The organism is Nocardia sp. NPDC004604, from assembly GCF_040609795.1.
GTDB lineage: Bacteria > Actinomycetota > Actinomycetes > Mycobacteriales > Mycobacteriaceae > Nocardia.
The window spans coordinates 1-16,511 of sequence record NZ_JBEXLC010000081.1 but is presented as its reverse complement, the minus strand read 5'-3'; the positions used below and the strand labels follow the sequence as shown (position 1 = coordinate 16,511).

General features: G+C 65.1%; 16 protein-coding genes. 7 read left to right on the top strand and 9 right to left on the bottom strand.

The genetic code is table 11. The features are described from left to right. Positions 1–82: 82 nt before the first annotated feature. Both lpdA and ABZW16_RS26690 read right to left on the bottom strand, forming a co-directional pair. Positions 83–1,483: a dihydrolipoyl dehydrogenase gene (gene lpdA, locus ABZW16_RS26695; RefSeq protein ID WP_354958794.1), complete on the bottom strand. Its 1,401-nt coding sequence runs from the start codon at positions 1,481–1,483 to the stop codon at positions 83–85. A gap of 621 nt (positions 1,484–2,104) precedes the next feature. Further along, a complete protein-coding gene (locus ABZW16_RS26690) occupies positions 2,105–3,079 on the bottom strand; it encodes a membrane dipeptidase (protein ID WP_354958793.1) in 975 nt (324 codons plus the stop codon). A gap of 169 nt (positions 3,080–3,248) precedes the next feature. On the opposite strand from ABZW16_RS26690, the gene ABZW16_RS26685 reads away from it, so the two are divergent. The 3 genes from ABZW16_RS26685 to ABZW16_RS26675 all read left to right on the top strand — a co-directional run bounded on the left by ABZW16_RS26685 (position 3,249) and on the right by ABZW16_RS26675 (position 6,961). Next, positions 3,249–5,306: a prolyl oligopeptidase family serine peptidase gene (locus ABZW16_RS26685; protein ID WP_354958792.1), complete on the top strand. Its 2,058-nt coding sequence runs from the start codon at positions 3,249–3,251 to the stop codon at positions 5,304–5,306. 84 nt (positions 5,307–5,390) lie between these two features. After that, complete coding sequence (locus ABZW16_RS26680) at positions 5,391–6,308, top strand: alpha/beta hydrolase (RefSeq protein WP_354958791.1); 918 nt, start codon at positions 5,391–5,393, stop codon at positions 6,306–6,308. Next, on the top strand, positions 6,305–6,961 hold the full coding sequence (locus tag ABZW16_RS26675) for a TetR/AcrR family transcriptional regulator C-terminal domain-containing protein (RefSeq protein WP_354958790.1): 657 nt from the start codon (positions 6,305–6,307) through the stop codon (positions 6,959–6,961). Before ABZW16_RS26680 ends, ABZW16_RS26675 begins: the two co-directional genes overlap by 4 nt. On the opposite strand, the gene ABZW16_RS26670 is transcribed toward ABZW16_RS26675, so the two are convergent. The 5 genes from ABZW16_RS26670 to ABZW16_RS26650 form a co-directional block, all read right to left on the bottom strand. Then, positions 6,958–7,389: a nitroreductase family deazaflavin-dependent oxidoreductase gene (locus ABZW16_RS26670; RefSeq protein ID WP_354958789.1), complete on the bottom strand. Its 432-nt coding sequence runs from the start codon at positions 7,387–7,389 to the stop codon at positions 6,958–6,960. The two genes, ABZW16_RS26675 and ABZW16_RS26670, sit on opposite strands and share 4 nt — an antisense overlap. Before the next feature lie 232 nt (positions 7,390–7,621). Next, positions 7,622–8,482: an alpha/beta fold hydrolase gene (locus tag ABZW16_RS26665; RefSeq protein ID WP_354958788.1), complete on the bottom strand. Its 861-nt coding sequence runs from the start codon at positions 8,480–8,482 to the stop codon at positions 7,622–7,624. Between the two features lie 50 nt (positions 8,483–8,532). Next, positions 8,533–9,165: a TetR/AcrR family transcriptional regulator gene (locus ABZW16_RS26660; RefSeq protein ID WP_354958787.1), complete on the bottom strand. Its 633-nt coding sequence runs from the start codon at positions 9,163–9,165 to the stop codon at positions 8,533–8,535. A 233-nt stretch (positions 9,166–9,398) separates the two neighbouring features. Continuing rightward, positions 9,399–10,199: an HAD-IIA family hydrolase gene (locus ABZW16_RS26655; protein WP_354958786.1), complete on the bottom strand. Its 801-nt coding sequence runs from the start codon at positions 10,197–10,199 to the stop codon at positions 9,399–9,401. A 58-nt stretch (positions 10,200–10,257) separates the two neighbouring features. Continuing rightward, the gene (locus ABZW16_RS26650; RefSeq protein WP_354958785.1) at positions 10,258–10,650 is read right to left on the bottom strand and encodes a DUF2867 domain-containing protein; all 393 of its coding nucleotides are present in this window, start codon (positions 10,648–10,650) and stop codon (positions 10,258–10,260) included. Positions 10,651–10,710: 60 nt separating this feature from the next. Here ABZW16_RS26650 and ABZW16_RS26645 point away from each other — a divergent pair, with 60 nt between their 5' ends. Further along, the gene (locus ABZW16_RS26645; RefSeq protein WP_354958784.1) at positions 10,711–11,319 is read left to right on the top strand and encodes a TetR/AcrR family transcriptional regulator; all 609 of its coding nucleotides are present in this window, start codon (positions 10,711–10,713) and stop codon (positions 11,317–11,319) included. Positions 11,320–11,783: 464 nt separating this feature from the next. Here ABZW16_RS26645 and ABZW16_RS26640 read toward each other — a convergent pair whose 3' ends face one another. After that, on the bottom strand, positions 11,784–12,104 hold the full coding sequence (locus ABZW16_RS26640; RefSeq protein WP_354958783.1) for a helix-turn-helix domain-containing protein: 321 nt from the start codon (positions 12,102–12,104) through the stop codon (positions 11,784–11,786). Positions 12,105–12,150: 46 nt separating this feature from the next. On the opposite strand from ABZW16_RS26640, the gene ABZW16_RS26635 reads away from it, so the two are divergent. Then, positions 12,151–13,332, top strand: coding sequence for an MFS transporter (locus ABZW16_RS26635; RefSeq protein ID WP_354958782.1), 1,182 nt, complete (start codon positions 12,151–12,153; stop codon positions 13,330–13,332). A 44-nt stretch (positions 13,333–13,376) separates the two neighbouring features. Here the strand turns inward: ABZW16_RS26635 and ABZW16_RS26630 are convergent, their stop codons facing one another. Next, positions 13,377–13,835, bottom strand: coding sequence for a MarR family transcriptional regulator (locus ABZW16_RS26630; protein ID WP_354958781.1), 459 nt, complete (start codon positions 13,833–13,835; stop codon positions 13,377–13,379). 126 nt (positions 13,836–13,961) lie between these two features. Here ABZW16_RS26630 and ABZW16_RS26625 point away from each other — a divergent pair, with 126 nt between their 5' ends. Both ABZW16_RS26625 and ABZW16_RS26620 read left to right on the top strand, forming a co-directional pair. Further along, complete coding sequence (locus ABZW16_RS26625) at positions 13,962–14,975, top strand: SMP-30/gluconolactonase/LRE family protein (protein WP_354958780.1); 1,014 nt, start codon at positions 13,962–13,964, stop codon at positions 14,973–14,975. Between the two features lie 190 nt (positions 14,976–15,165). Further along, positions 15,166–16,215 (top strand): DUF6585 family protein, encoded by a 1,050-nt coding sequence (locus ABZW16_RS26620; protein WP_354958779.1) that lies wholly within the window; start codon positions 15,166–15,168, stop codon positions 16,213–16,215. The last annotated feature ends 296 nt before the right edge of the window (positions 16,216–16,511 follow it).

The window sequence follows — 16,511 nt, the reverse complement described above, 5'->3', positions numbered from 1 at the left end:
CAGACCGCCTTCGACGACCGCGCCCACGAAAAACGGTGGCGCCCGACCCTTCCGGACCGGACACCACCGTCTCGTCGAATGATCAGAAGTTGATCATGTGGCCCGCGAGGCCGTGGAACGCTTCCTGCAGCGCTTCGCTCAACGTCGGGTGGGTGTGGACGTTGCGGATCAGCTCGTTGACGGTCAGGTCCCACTTCTGGGCCAGGGTCATCTCCGGCAGCAGTTCGGAGACGTCCGGACCGATGAGATGGCCGCCGAGCAGTTCGCCGTACTTGGCGTCGGCGACCAGCTTGACGAAACCGGTCGGATCGCCGAGGCCGTGCGCCTTGCCGTTGGCGGTGAACGGGAAGGTGGCGACCTTCACGTCGTAGCCCTCGTCGCGGGCCTGCTGCTCGGTGAGGCCGAAGCTGGCGACCTGCGGCTGGCAGAAGGTGGCGCGCGGCATCATCCGGTAGTCGCCGAGGGTCAACGTCGGCGCACCGGCGATGGTCTCCGCGGCCACCACGCCCTGGGCCTCCGCGACGTGGGCGAGCTGCAGCTTCGCGGTCACGTCGCCGATGGCGTAGATGTGCGGCACATTGGTGCGCATATTGTCGTCGATGACAATGGCGCCGCGCTCGAGCGCGACACCGGTGTTCTCCAGGCCGTAGCCCTCGACCCGGGGCGCGAAGCCGACGGCCTGCAGCACCTTGTCGACGGTGACCGTCTCCAGGTTGCCGGTCTTGTTGTCCTTGATCGACACGGTGACCTTCGAACCGTCATCGTCGATCGTCTGCACGGCCGCACTGGTGGTGATGGTGATGCCGAGCTTCTTGTACTGCTTGGTGATCTCCTTGGAGACGTCGACGTCCTCGTTCGGCAGCGCGCGATCCAGGAACTCCACAATGCGCACGTCGACGCCGTAGTTCTTCAGGACGTAGCCGAACTCCATGCCGATTGCGCCAGCGCCGACGATGAGGATCGAGCCGGGCAGGTCGCGGGTGAGGATCTGCTCCTCGTAGGTCACCACATTCGCGCTGAGCGAGGTGCCCGGCAGCAGCTTGGTGACGGTGCCAGTGGCGATGATGACATTCGAGAAGGTGATCGTCTCGGTGCCGCCGCTGGAGAGCGCGACCGCGAGGGTGTTCGCGTCGGTGAAGGTGCCCGTGCCGTCGAACTCGTCGATCTTGTTCTTCTTCATCAGGAAGTGGACGCCCTTGACCCGACCGTCGGCAACCTTGCGGCTGCGGTCGAATGCGGCGCCGAAGTCGAAGCTCACATCGCCCGAGATGCCGAAGGTCTTGGCTTCCTTGGTGAAGATGTGCGCCAGTTCCGCATTGCGCAGCAGCGCCTTGGAAGGGATGCAGCCCACATTGAGGCAGACACCACCCCAATACTTCTGCTCGACGATCGCGGTACGGAGGCCAAGTTGTGCCGCGCGGATGGCGGCGACATAACCGCCAGGACCGGCACCGAGAACGACAACGTCGTAATGGGAAGTCACGTGGTCGAGCCTAACTCCGTCGCGCACACTTCACCCACCTTCCCCCTGCAACTATGAGACGTGCGCCACATAGTGCAGCCGCTTTCCGGTGCGCAGGCCGACATGGAGGCGCAATGACACCCTGGCTGTCTGCTGCGCCACACTGCGGCGGTGAACTAAATCCACTCGCACCGCCAGCAGGTTCGATAGCTGATAACTATTAGCTATCGAGTACGCCGATCGGTGTTCGCGGCGCATTACAAGCGGACTTCCGTGAACATTATTTACTCGACGCCGCGCACCGCCGGACATCCACGATCGGCCCTTTCGCCGGTGCCGATCGACCGGGACGAACCGAGGTTGGAGGTAGATCGGTTCCACTCACCTTTGATCCCGTTCAACAACCCCGCATCACCCCGCCTATCCGCCCAGTGCCCGGCGCGGTGGATGGACGGACGTCGGCGCAGACCACACCCACCCCACCCCCGCAACACGGCGAACAGCCCTCAGCACGCTCGACAGACGAGCGTCGGCGCAGACCACACCCACCACCCACCCCGACAACGCGGCACTGTCCAGCAAACTCGATCGAATAAGCCGACTCCCCGATCCGATCGTGGCAGACCGGTCGAGGGGCCGCTATCAGTCCCGCCAGACCTCCCGTGCGATCCGGGCGAAGTTGCCACCGAATACCGCCGCCCGGTCGGCCGCACTGAATCCACGCTCGGCGAGTGCCGCATCCAACCCGGGCAACTCGTTCAGCCCCAGTAGATCCTCCGGCGGAACCCATTGCAGCGGACCCCATTTCGTATACGCGTCGGAAAATGCGCCCGGATCCTGCATCAGCATGTCATTGAAATCCTCGGCATCGAAGGAGTAATCGGAGCCGACGCCGATATGTTCGATGCCGACGAGCTCGGCACCGTATTCGATATGCGCGGCCATGGCCCGCACCCGCGCGGCCCGGCCATCGATCGCATTCTGCCCAAGGAAGATTCCCACCCCATTGATACCGACGACCCCACCGGTCTCCGCACAGGCCAGCGCCTGCGCATCGGTGATATTGCGCGGATGCTCCCACAATGCCGCGAAATTGGAATGGCTGTAGATCATCGGGACCTCGGTGCACTCGGCCAGATCCAGTCCGGTCCGTGGCGAGCAGTGCGAACCGTCGACGAATACGCCGACCTCGTTCTGCTTGCGCACCAGATCGCGGCCGTAGGCGGTCAGCCCGGTGTCTTCGGTGTCCAGGCAACCGCAACCGGCCGCATTGGCATGGTTATAGGTCGGCAGCAGTGAGCGAACACCCAACTCGTAGAACATCTCGACGTTATCCAGATCACCACCGAGCGGCCCCGAATCCTCCAGATCGAAGGCCAACGCAATCGAATCGGACGCACCGATATCGGCAAATCGCTCGACCAGCCGGAACCGACCGTCGCCCAGCGCATCCCGACGGAACTTGTGCAGCAAGGCCAGCGAATCCTCGGTCGACTGCCGCGAATATCCCACGTTCACCGATAAATACGATCCGAGCGGATACCGCGCAAGGTCCGCGATCCGCGCCGAATGCAGTAGCGGCAGGCAGCAGTGCTGCTCCCAGAGAAACTGTGGCAAACCGGCCACCTCCCGGTCGGATCGGTCTCGGAGCAGCGATCCTACTGAGCCGACCGGTAGGTACGACAACCCTGGACCCGATGTCGAGCAATCCGTAACAGCGTGCCCGATATGCCCGATTTAGCGAGTGATATCTCACCTTCCGAGGACCCTCGGCAACAATGTGGACATGACGGGCGTTGAGCTAACTGTGACCGATCCCTACCTGTGGCTCGAAGAAGTAACCGATGAACGGGCCCTCGACTTCGCCCGCGCGCACAACGACGTGGTCGTCGAGCGTTTTGCCAGTTCCGATCGGTTCACCGAACTCGAGCACCGCATCCTCGACATGCTCGACACCGATACCAAGATCGCCTACCCGGGCCGCCGCGGCCGGTGGCTCTACAACTTCTGGCGCGATGCCGACCATCCGCGCGGGTTGTGGCGGCGCACCACCTTCGCCGAATACGCCAAGGAGTCGCCGGACTGGGATGTGCTGATCGACCTGGACGCGCTCGGCACCGCGGAGGACGAGAACTGGGTATGGGGCGGCGCCGCGGTGCTGCGGCCGGAACAGTCGCGCGCGCTGATCAGCCTGTCCCGCGGCGGCGCCGATGCCAAAGTCGTGCGCGAATTCGATATCGAAACAAGGGAATTCATCGATCCGGCCGACGGCGGTTACTTCCTGCCCGAGGCGAAGTCCGAGATCCGCTGGATCGATATCGACTCGGTCTATGTCGGCACCGATTTCGGTCCCGGCTCGCTCACCGATTCCGGATATCCGCGCATTGCCAAGCGCTGGCGACGCGGCACCCCGCTCACCGAGGCGGAGACGGTATTCGAGGGTGCGCCCGGCGATGTCGCGGTCTCCGCGGGCTACGACCGGACACCCGGCTACGAACGGCATTTCGTCGGCCGGGCCACCGACTTCTTCAATGAAGAGGTGTACCTGCTCGAAGGCGACGGCAGCCTGCGGCTTCTCGAGGTGCCGACCGACGCCAGCGAATCCTGGTACAAGGACTGGTTCCTGGTGCGCCTGAAGTCGCCGTGGACGATCGCCGACATCACCTACCCCGCCGGTGCGCTACTGGCCATCGACTTCGAGAAATTCCTCTCCGGTGCAAGGGAATTCGAGGTGGTCTTCACCCCGGACGCGCACACCTCGCTGCACGGCTACGGCTGGACCGAAAATCATCTGCTGCTCATCACCCTGGAGGATGTGCAGACCAAGCTCTACGTCCTCACCCCCGGCCCGGACGGCTGGCACCGGGAACCGCTGGCCGACACCCCGCCGATGGCGACCACCAGTGTGATGAATCTGGACCCACTCGAGGGTGGCGACGAATTCATGCTGACCACAAGCGGATTCACCACTCCGGCCACCCTGCTCGCGAGCGCGGTCGGCGGCCGGACCGAACAACTCAAACAGGAACCGGGCTTCTTCGACGCCGATGGCGTCGAGACCGAGCAGTTCTTCGCCCGGTCCGATGACGGAACCATGGTGCCGTACTTCGTGATCCGGCATCGCGATCACAAGGGCACCCCCGGGCCGACGGTGATGTCGGGCTACGGCGGCTTCGAGGTTTCGCGCACCCCCGCCTACAGCGGCGCCTCCGGGATGGGCTGGCTGGAGCGCGGCGGCACCTGGGTGATGACCAACATTCGCGGCGGCGGCGAATACGGCCCGCAGTGGCATACCTCGGTGCAGAAGGCCAACCGGCACAAGGTCTATGAGGACTTCTCCTCGATCGCCAAGGATCTGGTGGCCCGCGGTATCACCACGGCGGATCAACTCGGTGCCGTGGGCGGCAGCAATGGCGGCCTGCTCATGGGCGTCATGCTGACCCGCTACCCGGAACTGTTCGGCGCCATCGTCTGCCAGGTCCCGCTGCTCGATATGCAGCGCTACCACCTGCTGCTGGCCGGTGCGTCGTGGACGGCCGAATACGGCGATCCGGATAAGCCCGAGGAGTGGGAGTACATCAGCAAGTACTCGCCGTACCAGAACGTCCGCGCCGATGGGGCCTACCCGCCGATCCTGCTCACCACCTCCACCCGCGACGACCGAGTACACCCCGGTCACGCCCGCAAGATGGCCGCACTGCTCGAGGAACAGGGCCACACCGTCTGGTACCACGAGAATATCGAGGGCGGCCACGGCGGCGCGGCCGACAACAAACAGTCCGCATTCCAGGCCGGACTGATCTACGAATTCTTCACCCAGATGCTGATGGAACGGTCCGCCTGAGCCGATCCCCCGGCCCGGTGCCGCGTGCACCGGGCCGACTTTTGCGCCGTTGTCTACAACGTAGACTTAGTCTACGTTGTAGATATGACAAGCGAGAGCGCCGTACGAATCGTCGAGACCGCCGGCGCGCGACTGCACACCGAATCGGCCGGAACCGGACCGGACCTGGTCCTCATCCCCGGCGGCGGCGGTGACGCCGGAATGTACGAGGCGGTCGTGCCACTACTGGCCGACCGCTACCGCGTCATCACCTTCGACCGGCGTGGCAACTCGCGCAGCCCGTTCACCGACTCGCACGCCGCGATCGATATCGCGACGCAGGCGGCCGATGTCATCGCGATCCTCGACGCGTACGCCATCGACCGCGCCCATATCTTCGGCAGCAGTGGCGCGGCGATCATCACGCTGGAACTGCTCGCGGCGCACGCCGACCGACTCAACGACGCGGTCGTACACGAAGCACCGCTCGTCCAGTTGCTGCCCGAGGCGAGTCCGGCGCGTTCAGAGCTCGTCGAGATCGGCAGGCTCGCGATCGAGAAGAGCCCGCTGCGCGCCTTCGCCGCATTCGGCGTGCTGACGATGCCGAATGTGCCGCGGGTATTGCGGTCGAGGTTCGGACAGGACTTCATGGCGGGCGGAACTCGGGTTTCATTGACGATCGGCGCCGCGCTGCGGCGGATTACCCGAGCTCGGCCCTCGACCATGACCCGCCAGCTGAACAATGCCGACCTGCTGCTCGTCCGCGAACTGCCCGCCTTCTGCTTCGACTATCACCCGGATCTGGCCGCCCTCCGGAAGGTCGAGGTGCCATGGCGGCTCGGCACCGGACGCGAGAGTGTCGGCAAGCCGTACTACCTCGCCACCCACGCACTGGCTGGCGAACTCGGCCGGGACTGTGTGGAATTCCCGGGTGGGCATGTGCCCTACCAGTTGCGGCCGAAGGAATTCGTCGATCGGCTGCTCGAACTGTTCGACGAGATGGGCGAAGGGACCTTGCGATGAGCCGAACAGGTGGGCGCAGGCAGCCGAGCACCCGGACCGCATTGAACCGGGATCACATCGCCGCGGTGGCATTGACCGTCATCGATAGCGCGGGGCTCGACGGCTTCACCATGCGAAAATTGGGTGCGGCGCTCGGCGCGGACCCGATGGCGGCCTATCGGCACTTCACCGATCAGCAGGAGCTGTTCGACGGCATCGCCGAGGCGATGTTCGACGAGTTGGAGATGGAAACGCTACCGTGGCAGGCGGATTGGCCGGAGCTGATGGGCGCCTATGCACATCGACTGCGTTCCACCCTGCGGCGACATCCGAATGCAGTGCCGATCTTCGCCACCCGACCGGTCCGCAGCGCCGCCGCGATCGAGACCGGAAATTGGATGCTGGAATGCCTGCAGGGCGTCGGCTTTACGCCCGCCGTGGCCTTGCAGTTCGCCCGCTGCCTACGCGAATACGTGGTCGGGCACATTCTGAGCCATACGGTGGCCGCCGTCGCGGCGCAGCGCAGCCGCAAGCCCGCGCCGGACGCACCGAACTACAACACCCTCGCCGCGGCCGCCGATGCCGTCGCGGACAGCGATCACTTCGACATCGGCCTCACCGCGATGCTCGACGGATTCGGCAGGCATCTGGGCGAAAAGCCGAGCCGCGCTTAGGAAGTCCCGTTCGACCGGGTGAGTATCACGACCGGGATCTCCCAGGACACCTTGGCCTGAAAGTCGGCAAGGAACGGCGCGACCACCAACTGGCGCTCCCAAAGCTGTTGCCGCTCGGCCCCTTCGGCAACCGAAGCGATCACGGGCCACGACTCGTTCCCGAACTCGACGATGGTTTCGGGATGGGCGACCAGATTGTGGTACCACCCCGGACGGTTCTCCCGCCCGCCATTGGCGGCGAACACCACCACTCGGTCACCGTCGCGCTGATAGGCCAGCGGCCAGGTGAATGCCGCACCGGTGCGCGCACCGGTTGTGGTCAGGAGCAATAGGGGTATGTTCGCGAACTGCCCGCCGACCACCCCCGCATTGGCGCGGAACTCCGCGACGATCGCCTGATTCAATTGCCGCCGTTGCTCATTTGACACGCCCCAAGCCTATGCCGGCTTGCCCGATTGCGCCTCGTCGTAGCGCAGGCGCGCGCTCGCCACATATTCGCGATCGAAGCCGGGTCGATCTGAATCGCCTGACCGCGGACGCCGCGGCGGGCCGACGGCGCATCCCGATCACCAAGCGCTGCGAACCGGCCGACGCATAACGGCGATCGCCGATTTCACCGGCGGCACCCTCGACAAAGCTTGCGATCGCCCGCTGGGAGTGTCAGCGGTCCCGCAGCCACTTCTCGATCTGGTCGACGGTACTGCTGTACTTGCGGATCCAGCCGTTGTGTCCCAGGGGTTCCGGCTGTACCCAGGTCGTCACGTCGGCCTTGGGCATCTTCGCCAGCAGATGCGCCGCCGAACTGCCAGGCACGAGATCGTCGTCGGTCATGGTGATGGACAGCACCGGCAGCTTCAGCCTGCCGATCCGCTCCTCATAGTCGATATCCGCGCCGACCGGCTGGAAGCGACCGGTGCGGGCCAGCCGGGCCCAGTCGGAGATCAGCACTTTCGACTGGCGCCCGAACCCGCCCACCGAGATCCGGTCGCCGGGCCAGAAGCCCGCCAGGTTGGCCGTCATCGAGATGGCCGCAGTGCCGACCAGCATGCCGGGGCCCGAAATCCCGCGGAAGCCACGGTGATACGGAGTACCGGAGGCGATCAGGATCAGTCCGCCGAGTCGGCCGCGGATGCGCGAGGCGTACAGCACGGCGAGCTGGCCGCCCATGCTGTGGCCGAGCAGGTACGGGGTGCTGTCCGGGAACCGGTCGCGCACCACCGAGAAGATCGCCGGGAAGTCGACCGAAACCAATTCGTGGTAACCGTAGGTGCTCGCGGCGCTCGGGCGCGGCCTGCTGTCACCGGCGCCGCGCAGTTCGCCGATGGCCGCGTCGAAACCACGGGCGGCCAATGCGGTGGCGAACAGTTCGTAGTACCCGGCCGGAACGCCGAGACCGGGCACCAGCACCACCACCGGGCGGGGCGCGTCCGGCGTCACCGGGTGACGGTGCGTTCCGCTCGCCGGGAACAGCCGCACCGGCACGGTGCTGCCATCCGGCATCTGGATCGGAACCTTCTCCATGATGCGCACCGTACCGCGCGATGACCACCGGTCGTCCGGAGCGACCCGTGCTACGCGCCGACCGCACCCATGATCACTCGGCTCAGCACCCGGATCACATCGTCCAGTGGCGGCCGCGGATCCGAACCACTCCAGGAGTCGACCACATAGTTGACCGCGCCGATGATGGCGAGTACCCGCATCTCGTAGTCGCCCGTGGGGATTTCGCCGTGCATCGCCGCATCCTCGGCGGCGCTGGCTAGTAGCGAACCCCACACTCGGCGCAGTTCCAGCCGGAACTTCTCCACCTTCGGCCCGGCGCCGACGACCTCTACCAGCGCCACGCGCGCCTTGCGCGGATCGGCGCCGATGGATTCGACGTAAGCGCGCACGGACGCGTCGATGATCTCCAGGGCGGTCGCATCCGACTTCTTGTCGAGGGCGGCGGTTACCGCTTCGCGCGATTCCCTATCGATCTGCTCGTAGAGCTCGAGTAGGAGAGACTCGCGGCCGGTGAACTCCTCATAGAACTGCCGTGAGGAGAGTCCGGCGTCCTTACAGATCGCGCCGACCGAACTATTGGCGTAGCCATCGCGCGCAAAGACCGTAAGGCCCGATTCCAGAAAACGCGCACGCCGTTGTCGTTGCCGGTCCTCTACGGGTTGCCCGGCATACATTCGTCCCGTATTCGCATCCTGTGACATTGGGGCAGACAATACCTAAGCGCCCGATGCCCTTGTCATGGATCTGGCTGTTCGTCTCAACCTTCGGCCGACATCGCGTTAGCCGAAAGTTGGCCGCGCGGTTGCTATTGCGCCGAAATCTCGCTTTTCTCCGATCTAGCTGCCGCCACACACCTCGTCACTGGCTGTTTGCCAACGCGGAAGATACCGAGAGGTTCGGCGCGCCGAAAGTGTTTTATAGGAGTTTTTTAGAATTATTTTCCGCGCTTCCGTAGACCTTTCAACAACGCGGGCAGATCCGCCACGGAATCAATGACGTGATCCGGCGCCGACGCCGCCCCAGCTAACACCGCGGACCGGAATTTCCCGGTGCGCACCAGAACTCCGGTCATACCGACCCGCTGGGCGGCGAGCACATCGGAGTGCAGATCGTCGCCGATCATCAATACCTCTGCCGGATCCAGCCCCATCAGGTCCGCACAGGTCCGAAATCCCGCCGCCTCGGGCTTGCCGATCACCGTGATCTCGGCATTGCCCGCGGCCACCAAGCCCGGCAGATATGCGCCAACATCGATGCGAAGTCCGTCATCGGTGGCCCAGGTCAGGCCGCCATGCATGGCGACGACCGGCACACCGTCCAGCATCAGCTCGGCCACCCGGCTCAGCGCGCGATGGGTGAATTCCGCACCGGCACCGCCGATTACGACGAGATCGGGATGTTCGTCATCGAGAGTGAGAGCGGCGAGGTCGGGCCGGATATCGCCGTGGTTGAGCACCCACACCTGCGCATCCGGATAGTGACGGCTCACATACTCGCCGGTGAGCCGGGCGGCGGTGACGATCTCGTCGGCATCGACATCGAATCCGGCGCCCCGCAGCCGCTGGGCGATCTCACCGCAGGTGCGCGAGGTCGTATTGGTGAGAAACGCTCGGCACAAACCTCTTTCGCGTATCCGGCGCACAGCGCCGGCGGCGCCCTCCAGCTCGCGCCATGAGGTCACCAGCACGCCGTCGATGTCGTAGAGCACACCGCCGATCCGAGTGTCGCCGGACATGAATTCAGCCTACGGCCGTTGGCCCGGAGTCGCCGCGGCAACCGCTCGGCATGGCGTGTCAGCAGGCGCCGCGGGCGAATTCACGCGCAGCGCGTGCCAGCATCCACGGCACCAGCCGACGGTGGAATGGGCGAACAGCGGCGAAATACCTTCGGCCCCAATCATTTCGGTATTCGACCAAAGAGGTGATGATGACCGTGTCGTCGTCGATCAGAACCGAGACGACAAAATCGAGGACCGACATCGCATCGGCGGTGACATGCTCGCGCTCGTCGCTTTGGCGGTCAGGAAAAGGCTTGCCGAAGAATATCTTTCGGGTCCATTCGCGTGGATCGGTGGGAGCGCTCGGCGGCAATGCGATTTCGTAGGAATCGATGTAGTCCCAATTCGACCCGGATGCGCGAGCCAGAGCCGCCCGTTCGGGAATCTCGACTCGTCCACGAGTAGGCATCACATTCCTCCAGTAGTCCATACGGGAGCGTATGTAATGACCATACGGTAGCGTACGGGCATGGCACAAGAGGGCAGGAGTGTGACCGCCAAAACGTCGGCGCCGCGGCGGCTCAGCGCCGACGACTGGGCCCAGGCCGCACTGGACGCACTGGCCGCGGGCGGCCTCGCGGCGGTCGCGGTGGAACCCATCGCCAAGCGGCTCGGCACCACCAAGGGCAGCTTCTATTGGCACTTCAAGGATCGCGCGGCTCTCATCGATGCGGCACTGGCACGCTGGGAACAGCGCAGCACCGACGATGTGATCGCCGAGATCGGTGTCGAGACCGATCCGGCCGAGCGGTTGCATCGACTGTTCGCCCATGTCATCGATTACGCGGCCACCGGACGCATCGAATTGGCGCTCTTGGCCTCCGCGGACCAGGCCGCGGTCGCCGCGACATTGCGCCGAGTCGCGGACCGGCGCATCGAATACATTGCCGAACTGCTACGGGAATTGGGCTTGACCGCCGCGCAGGCGCGGACCAGAGCGGTTGTCGCCGTGAGCATCTACCACGGCTTCAACCAACTGGCCCGCGTCTCCCCCGACGCACTCCCGAGCACCGATGCCCAGCGAAGGACATTGGTGGATACGGCATTTCAGAGTCTGCTGCCACCGAAACGGCGCTGACGCAGCGGATCAACTGCTGCCGCCACCACCGCAGCTGGACCCGCCGCCACAGCTCGAGCCACCGCTACAGCTGGACCCACCACCACAACTCGAGCCACCGCTACAGCCGGACCCACCACCACAGTCGGACCCGCCGCCACAACCATCGCCACCATCGCCACCGCCGTCGCCCGCACTCCATCGGCTGCGCCTGCGGCGATTTCGACTCCGCCGCCCCGCAAGACTGATGAACGCGATCGTGCCGTACAGCAGCAGACCAGCGATGACCTGCACCCAGATTGTGTCCATCGTCGCCACCCCCCGAGTGACTTGCGAGGCTTGCCCTCACACCAAGTGCACCCGCTGCGGCCCCGCCGGTAAAGCCACTACTTTTGGGGCGTTTGAACAGGTCAACGGCATGCGTTCAGGTCGAGGCAGTTCCGATCACTGGAACCGCCACTGTCGGAACCCAATTCGAAACCGGGTCAGCGTTGCGAGGCATTGATGATCGCGTCGAGCAGACCGGGAAAGCGTTCCTCCAGATCGTCACGGCGCAGCTCGACCAGCCGGTTGCGGCCGGAGGCATAGGTGGTCGTGACGCCCGCATCACGCAACACCTTCCAATGGTGCGATGCCGTCGCGGCGGTGATCTCCACATCGAACCCATCGATGCCGCAGCTGAGCGGCTCACGCACTCCGGCGAGCGCGCGGATCAGTTCCAGTCGAATGGGATCGGCGATGGCGCTGAGCACCCGGATCAGGTCCAGGTCACCGATGCTCGGCTGCGGTAGCTGGCGCACGTTCATCCTCCGATCGTTTGACAACCATCGAATTATATCGCAGCATCATAAGATGCTTCGACAACCATCGAACAATCTCTATCAATCCTTGATTCCACTCGCCATCGGCACTTTCGTACTGGGCACCGACGGTTTCGTACTGAACGGCATGCTCCCGCTCATCGCCCGCGATCTGAATATTTCGGTAGCCACCGCGGGCCAGCTCACCACCACGTTCGCCTGGACCTACGCCATCGCCTCACCGGTCATCGCCGCCGCGACCGGATCGTGGGACCGGCGCTGGGTATTGGGCGGCGGTGCAGTGCTTTTCGTCCTCGGCATGATCGGACAGGCTGCGGCTGAGGACTTTTCGGTAATGGCCGGAGCACGCATCGTGGCCGCGATCGGCGCGGCGGCATTCCAGGCCAATGCCTTTGCCGTGGCCGGGGTCGTCGCCGATGATGCGCACCGGGGGCGGGCACTGTCGGTTGTCACCGCCGGGATCACGCTGTCCGCGGTCGCCGGCGTGCCGATCGGCATCTTCGTCGAGCGCTGGATCGGCTGGCGCGGAGTGCTCTGGGCGATCGCCGCGGGCGGTGCCATCGCGGCGGCGCTGGTGCTGCTGCTGCCGCGGGTCACCCTGCCGAGCACCGGATTGCGTGATCGCGTCGGCGTACTCGCGCGGCCCGCGGTGCTGCGGGTACTGCTGGTGACCACGCTGCAGATGACGGCGGCCTACACCACCATCGTCTACCTGCCGGTCGTCGTCGCCCCATCGGTGCCGCAGGGACAGCTCGCATGGCTACTGCTGGTCATGGGCATCGGTCAGGTCATCGGCAATGCACAGGCGGGCCGGGCCGTCGACCGCCTCGGCCCGGCGCGCACGCTGACCGTCGGACTCGTCGGCAGCCTCATCGGACTGCTCCTGCTCGGCCCGGCCACCCACACCACCTGGGCCGTCTTCGCGGTACTCGGCCTGACCGGCCTCTTCGGGTCCGCGATCCTGATCCCGCAGCAATTCCGGCTCTTCGCCATTGCCCACGACGCGCCGACCGTCGCACTCGGCCTCAATGGCTCGGCGATCTACCTCGGCAGCGGCATCGGCTCGCTGCTCGGCGGCACGGTGCTGGATTCCTCGGGTGCGGGCTGGCTCCCCTGGACCTCGGCCGCGGTCGGCTTCGTCGCCCTCGCACTCGGCGTCGCCACCCTGCGCCGACCGGTGCACACCGAAACGGCGGCAGTCGCTCCGGCGTGAAAATCCCCCCGCCCCAATGGCTCCCGGTCCGATCGGACCGGGAGCTACTTCTTTGGTGTGGATTCGGGGCGGATCGAGTCGAGCAGGTCGGCGCAGCGGGTGAGCAGTCCACACAGGGCGGCGTGCTCGGCTTCGGTGAATTCGGCGGCCAATGCGCGCTCCACGCGCACGGCGGCCGCATCCGCCTCCTTCGCGAGCGCCGCGCCGGCTTCGGTGAGCCGGGTCTCCAAGACATTCTTATGCCAGGCGTGGGGCGTCCGCTCGATGAGGCCGCGGTCCTGGAGATTCGTCAGGATCGTATTCATGGTCGGCGGGGTCACCCCGCACAGGCGGGCCAGCGCCGCGGCGTTGATGCCCGGGTTTTCGATGAGGAACAGCAGGGCCCCGTACTGGGGAACGGTGAGGCCCGCCGGTTTGAGCGCCGCACTCTTCGCCGAGTTGAGAGCCTGTTCGGCGCGCTTGATGTAGGAGCCGAGGCGCTCGGAGGAGTGCATGGACGTCATGTCCGCATGGTATCTGCCCAACTTCTCATTAGCCCCTTGACGTTAATTAGAGTTCTAATATAGCTTCGTGCTCATTCCAAGATGTGAATGCATTCGGATGTTCGACCTCACCCAGGAGCCATGAGCATGTTCCGCACCATCTCGACCATCGCTACCGCCGTTGCCTGCACCGCCGTCGCGGCCTGCGCAGCGACGACGGAGGCACCGAAGGCCACGAACGTCAGCCAACCGACCACGCGCATCAGCACCGCATACGAACTGCCCGGCGATCGCGTCTACCCCGAAGGCATAGCCGCCGACCCCCGCACCGGCGATATCTATGTCGGCTCCTACGCCAACGGCGCCATCTACCGAGCCACCCCCCGCGCGAAGCGCGCCGAGACCTTCCTGCCCGAGGGGGCCGACGGCCGCAAGACCGCCAATGGGCTGAAGGTCGATGCGGCGGGGCGACTGTGGGTGATCGACTCGACGGCCGGGGTGGCGGTCTACGACACCACCAGCCGTGCACTGATCGCCCGCTTCGATGTCACCAGCACCGGGCCGCACCTGGTGAACGATCTGGCCATCACGCCGGACGGCACCGCCTACCTCACCGACAGCCTGCGCCCGCTGGTCTACCGGATCACGCCGAACCAGGTCACCGACGCGGCGGCACATGGCGGACGGGCCGATCTGACAACACAATTCGACCTGAGCAGCACCATCAGCGCGCACGCACCGGACGCATTCACCTTGAACGGCATAGTCTCCGATGATTCCGGTCGCTATCTGCTGATCGTCGATATGAATTCCGGCGAGCTGTATCGCGTTGCGACCGTGCCGAATTCGCCGGATCCGATCCGCAAGGTCACCATGCGCGGCGCCGACCTGAAACATGGCGACGGACTGGAATTGCACGGTAATACGCTGTGGGCGGCGCAAAATGCCAGCAATACGATTACCCGCTGGAAGATCAGCGACGATGGGGCGAGCGCCGAACTGGAGCGCACGGTCACCGATGAATCCCTGCGCATCCCCACCACCCTGATCCGCAGCAATGATCAGACCCTGGTCGTGTCCTCCCAATTCGACAAGGGCGGGCCGATGGGACCCGGCACCCCGGTCACTCCGTTCGCCGTACTGAGCGTCGACGGCATCTGATCCGGCCGCACGGCCGGTTCGCCGAACGGACCGGCCGTCGGGTTTCCCGGCGAAACGCCCGTGCGGTCCGCGGCTGCGCAACCGCCATGACGTAAGCTCGATCAACCGTACGCGAGCGGACTGGGGTGGCGGCCTCCGGTCGGGTGACATACGCTTCGCCGCGGAGAAAAACCGCCTCATGGAGGGACAATTGACCACTCCGAGCCATGGCGATGTCGGAACCGGCGGGCCACAAAAGGTTCCACTGTCGCAGCTGATCCACCTGATGTCCGAATATCAGAAGCTCGGCCCACACCGGCAGACGTTTCTACCGGCGCCTGCGAGTGACACTTTTGTGCGCGGCTGCGGGATCGTCGCGGGCGGATTCGCGGCAGTTGGTGTCATCTGCGCAACGGTCGGCGCATATTCCGGTGCACTCGCGGTCGGTCTGCTCGCCCTGATCCCCGCCTCGATGGCCTTCTTCCGCGGACGCCGCAATCGTCGGCACCGCGCCGCGCGACTCGACCTGTTCGACTACGGCATGACCGTGTACCGCTCCGGTGAACAGATCGCCGGATTCCGATGGGACAGCGCCGAAGTGCGCCAGCAGGTCATCCCGTTCCAGAATTCCGCGCCCACCGAATATTCATTCCACATGACCGGCCCCGACGGCGCCGAGGCCGCATTCGACGACACCCTGTTCGCCGATGGTCGCGATTGGGGCAAGGCCATCCAGTCGGCCATTACCCTGGCCCAGCTCCCCCGCGCCGTCACCGCCATCGACGACTGCGCGACCGTCTATTTCGGCGAAATCGCCCTCGATCTGACCGCACTCTATTTCCGCAGCAAGGCCTTCGCCTGGGAACAGATCCAATTGATCGACGCCCGAAGCGGATTGGTTCGCATGAAGGTGGACGGCCACTGGGTATCCCTCACCCCCGTCGGCCAGATCCCCAATTTCTACATCTTCAACGAACTCGCCGAACGGCTGCGCGTCGCCGCTGCCGCGGAACTCGAACCGAACACCGACGCGCCGGTCACCGCACTCGAGCCCGACTCGACTTCGGTCGAAACGCCGGTTGCCGAGACTGAAATCGAACCGCCCGCAGTCACCCCAACAATTGTCGACGCCGAACCCGGAACATCCACCATCGCGCCGACGGCAGAAGACGCCGAAGCCGAAGCGCCGGTTGCGAAGGTCGGCCCGAACGGCCAACCTACCGACCGCACAGCAGACAACCTGACCATCGCGTCGAATTAGCCCACACCCCAACACCTTCCGACCGGATCAATAGCTACCGAGCTAGATCCACTCGCTCGGCCCACGAGCTCGGCGAACGGAATCTCCATACAAAAGGCTGAAGGCCGGCGCGTTGCGACGTCACCAAAGCCCGGGCTAGTGCCGCGTCCAGCCCTGGGGCCGGGGTCTGTCGAACGTAGCCGAACGGTGGTCGCGCAGGCAGGCGGATTCACGTGGTCGATGCAACAGTGGTTGATTGGGTGAGTATGTCATCGAGGATGTGGGCGGGGGTGCGGAAGCCGTGGCGTTTGCGGGGG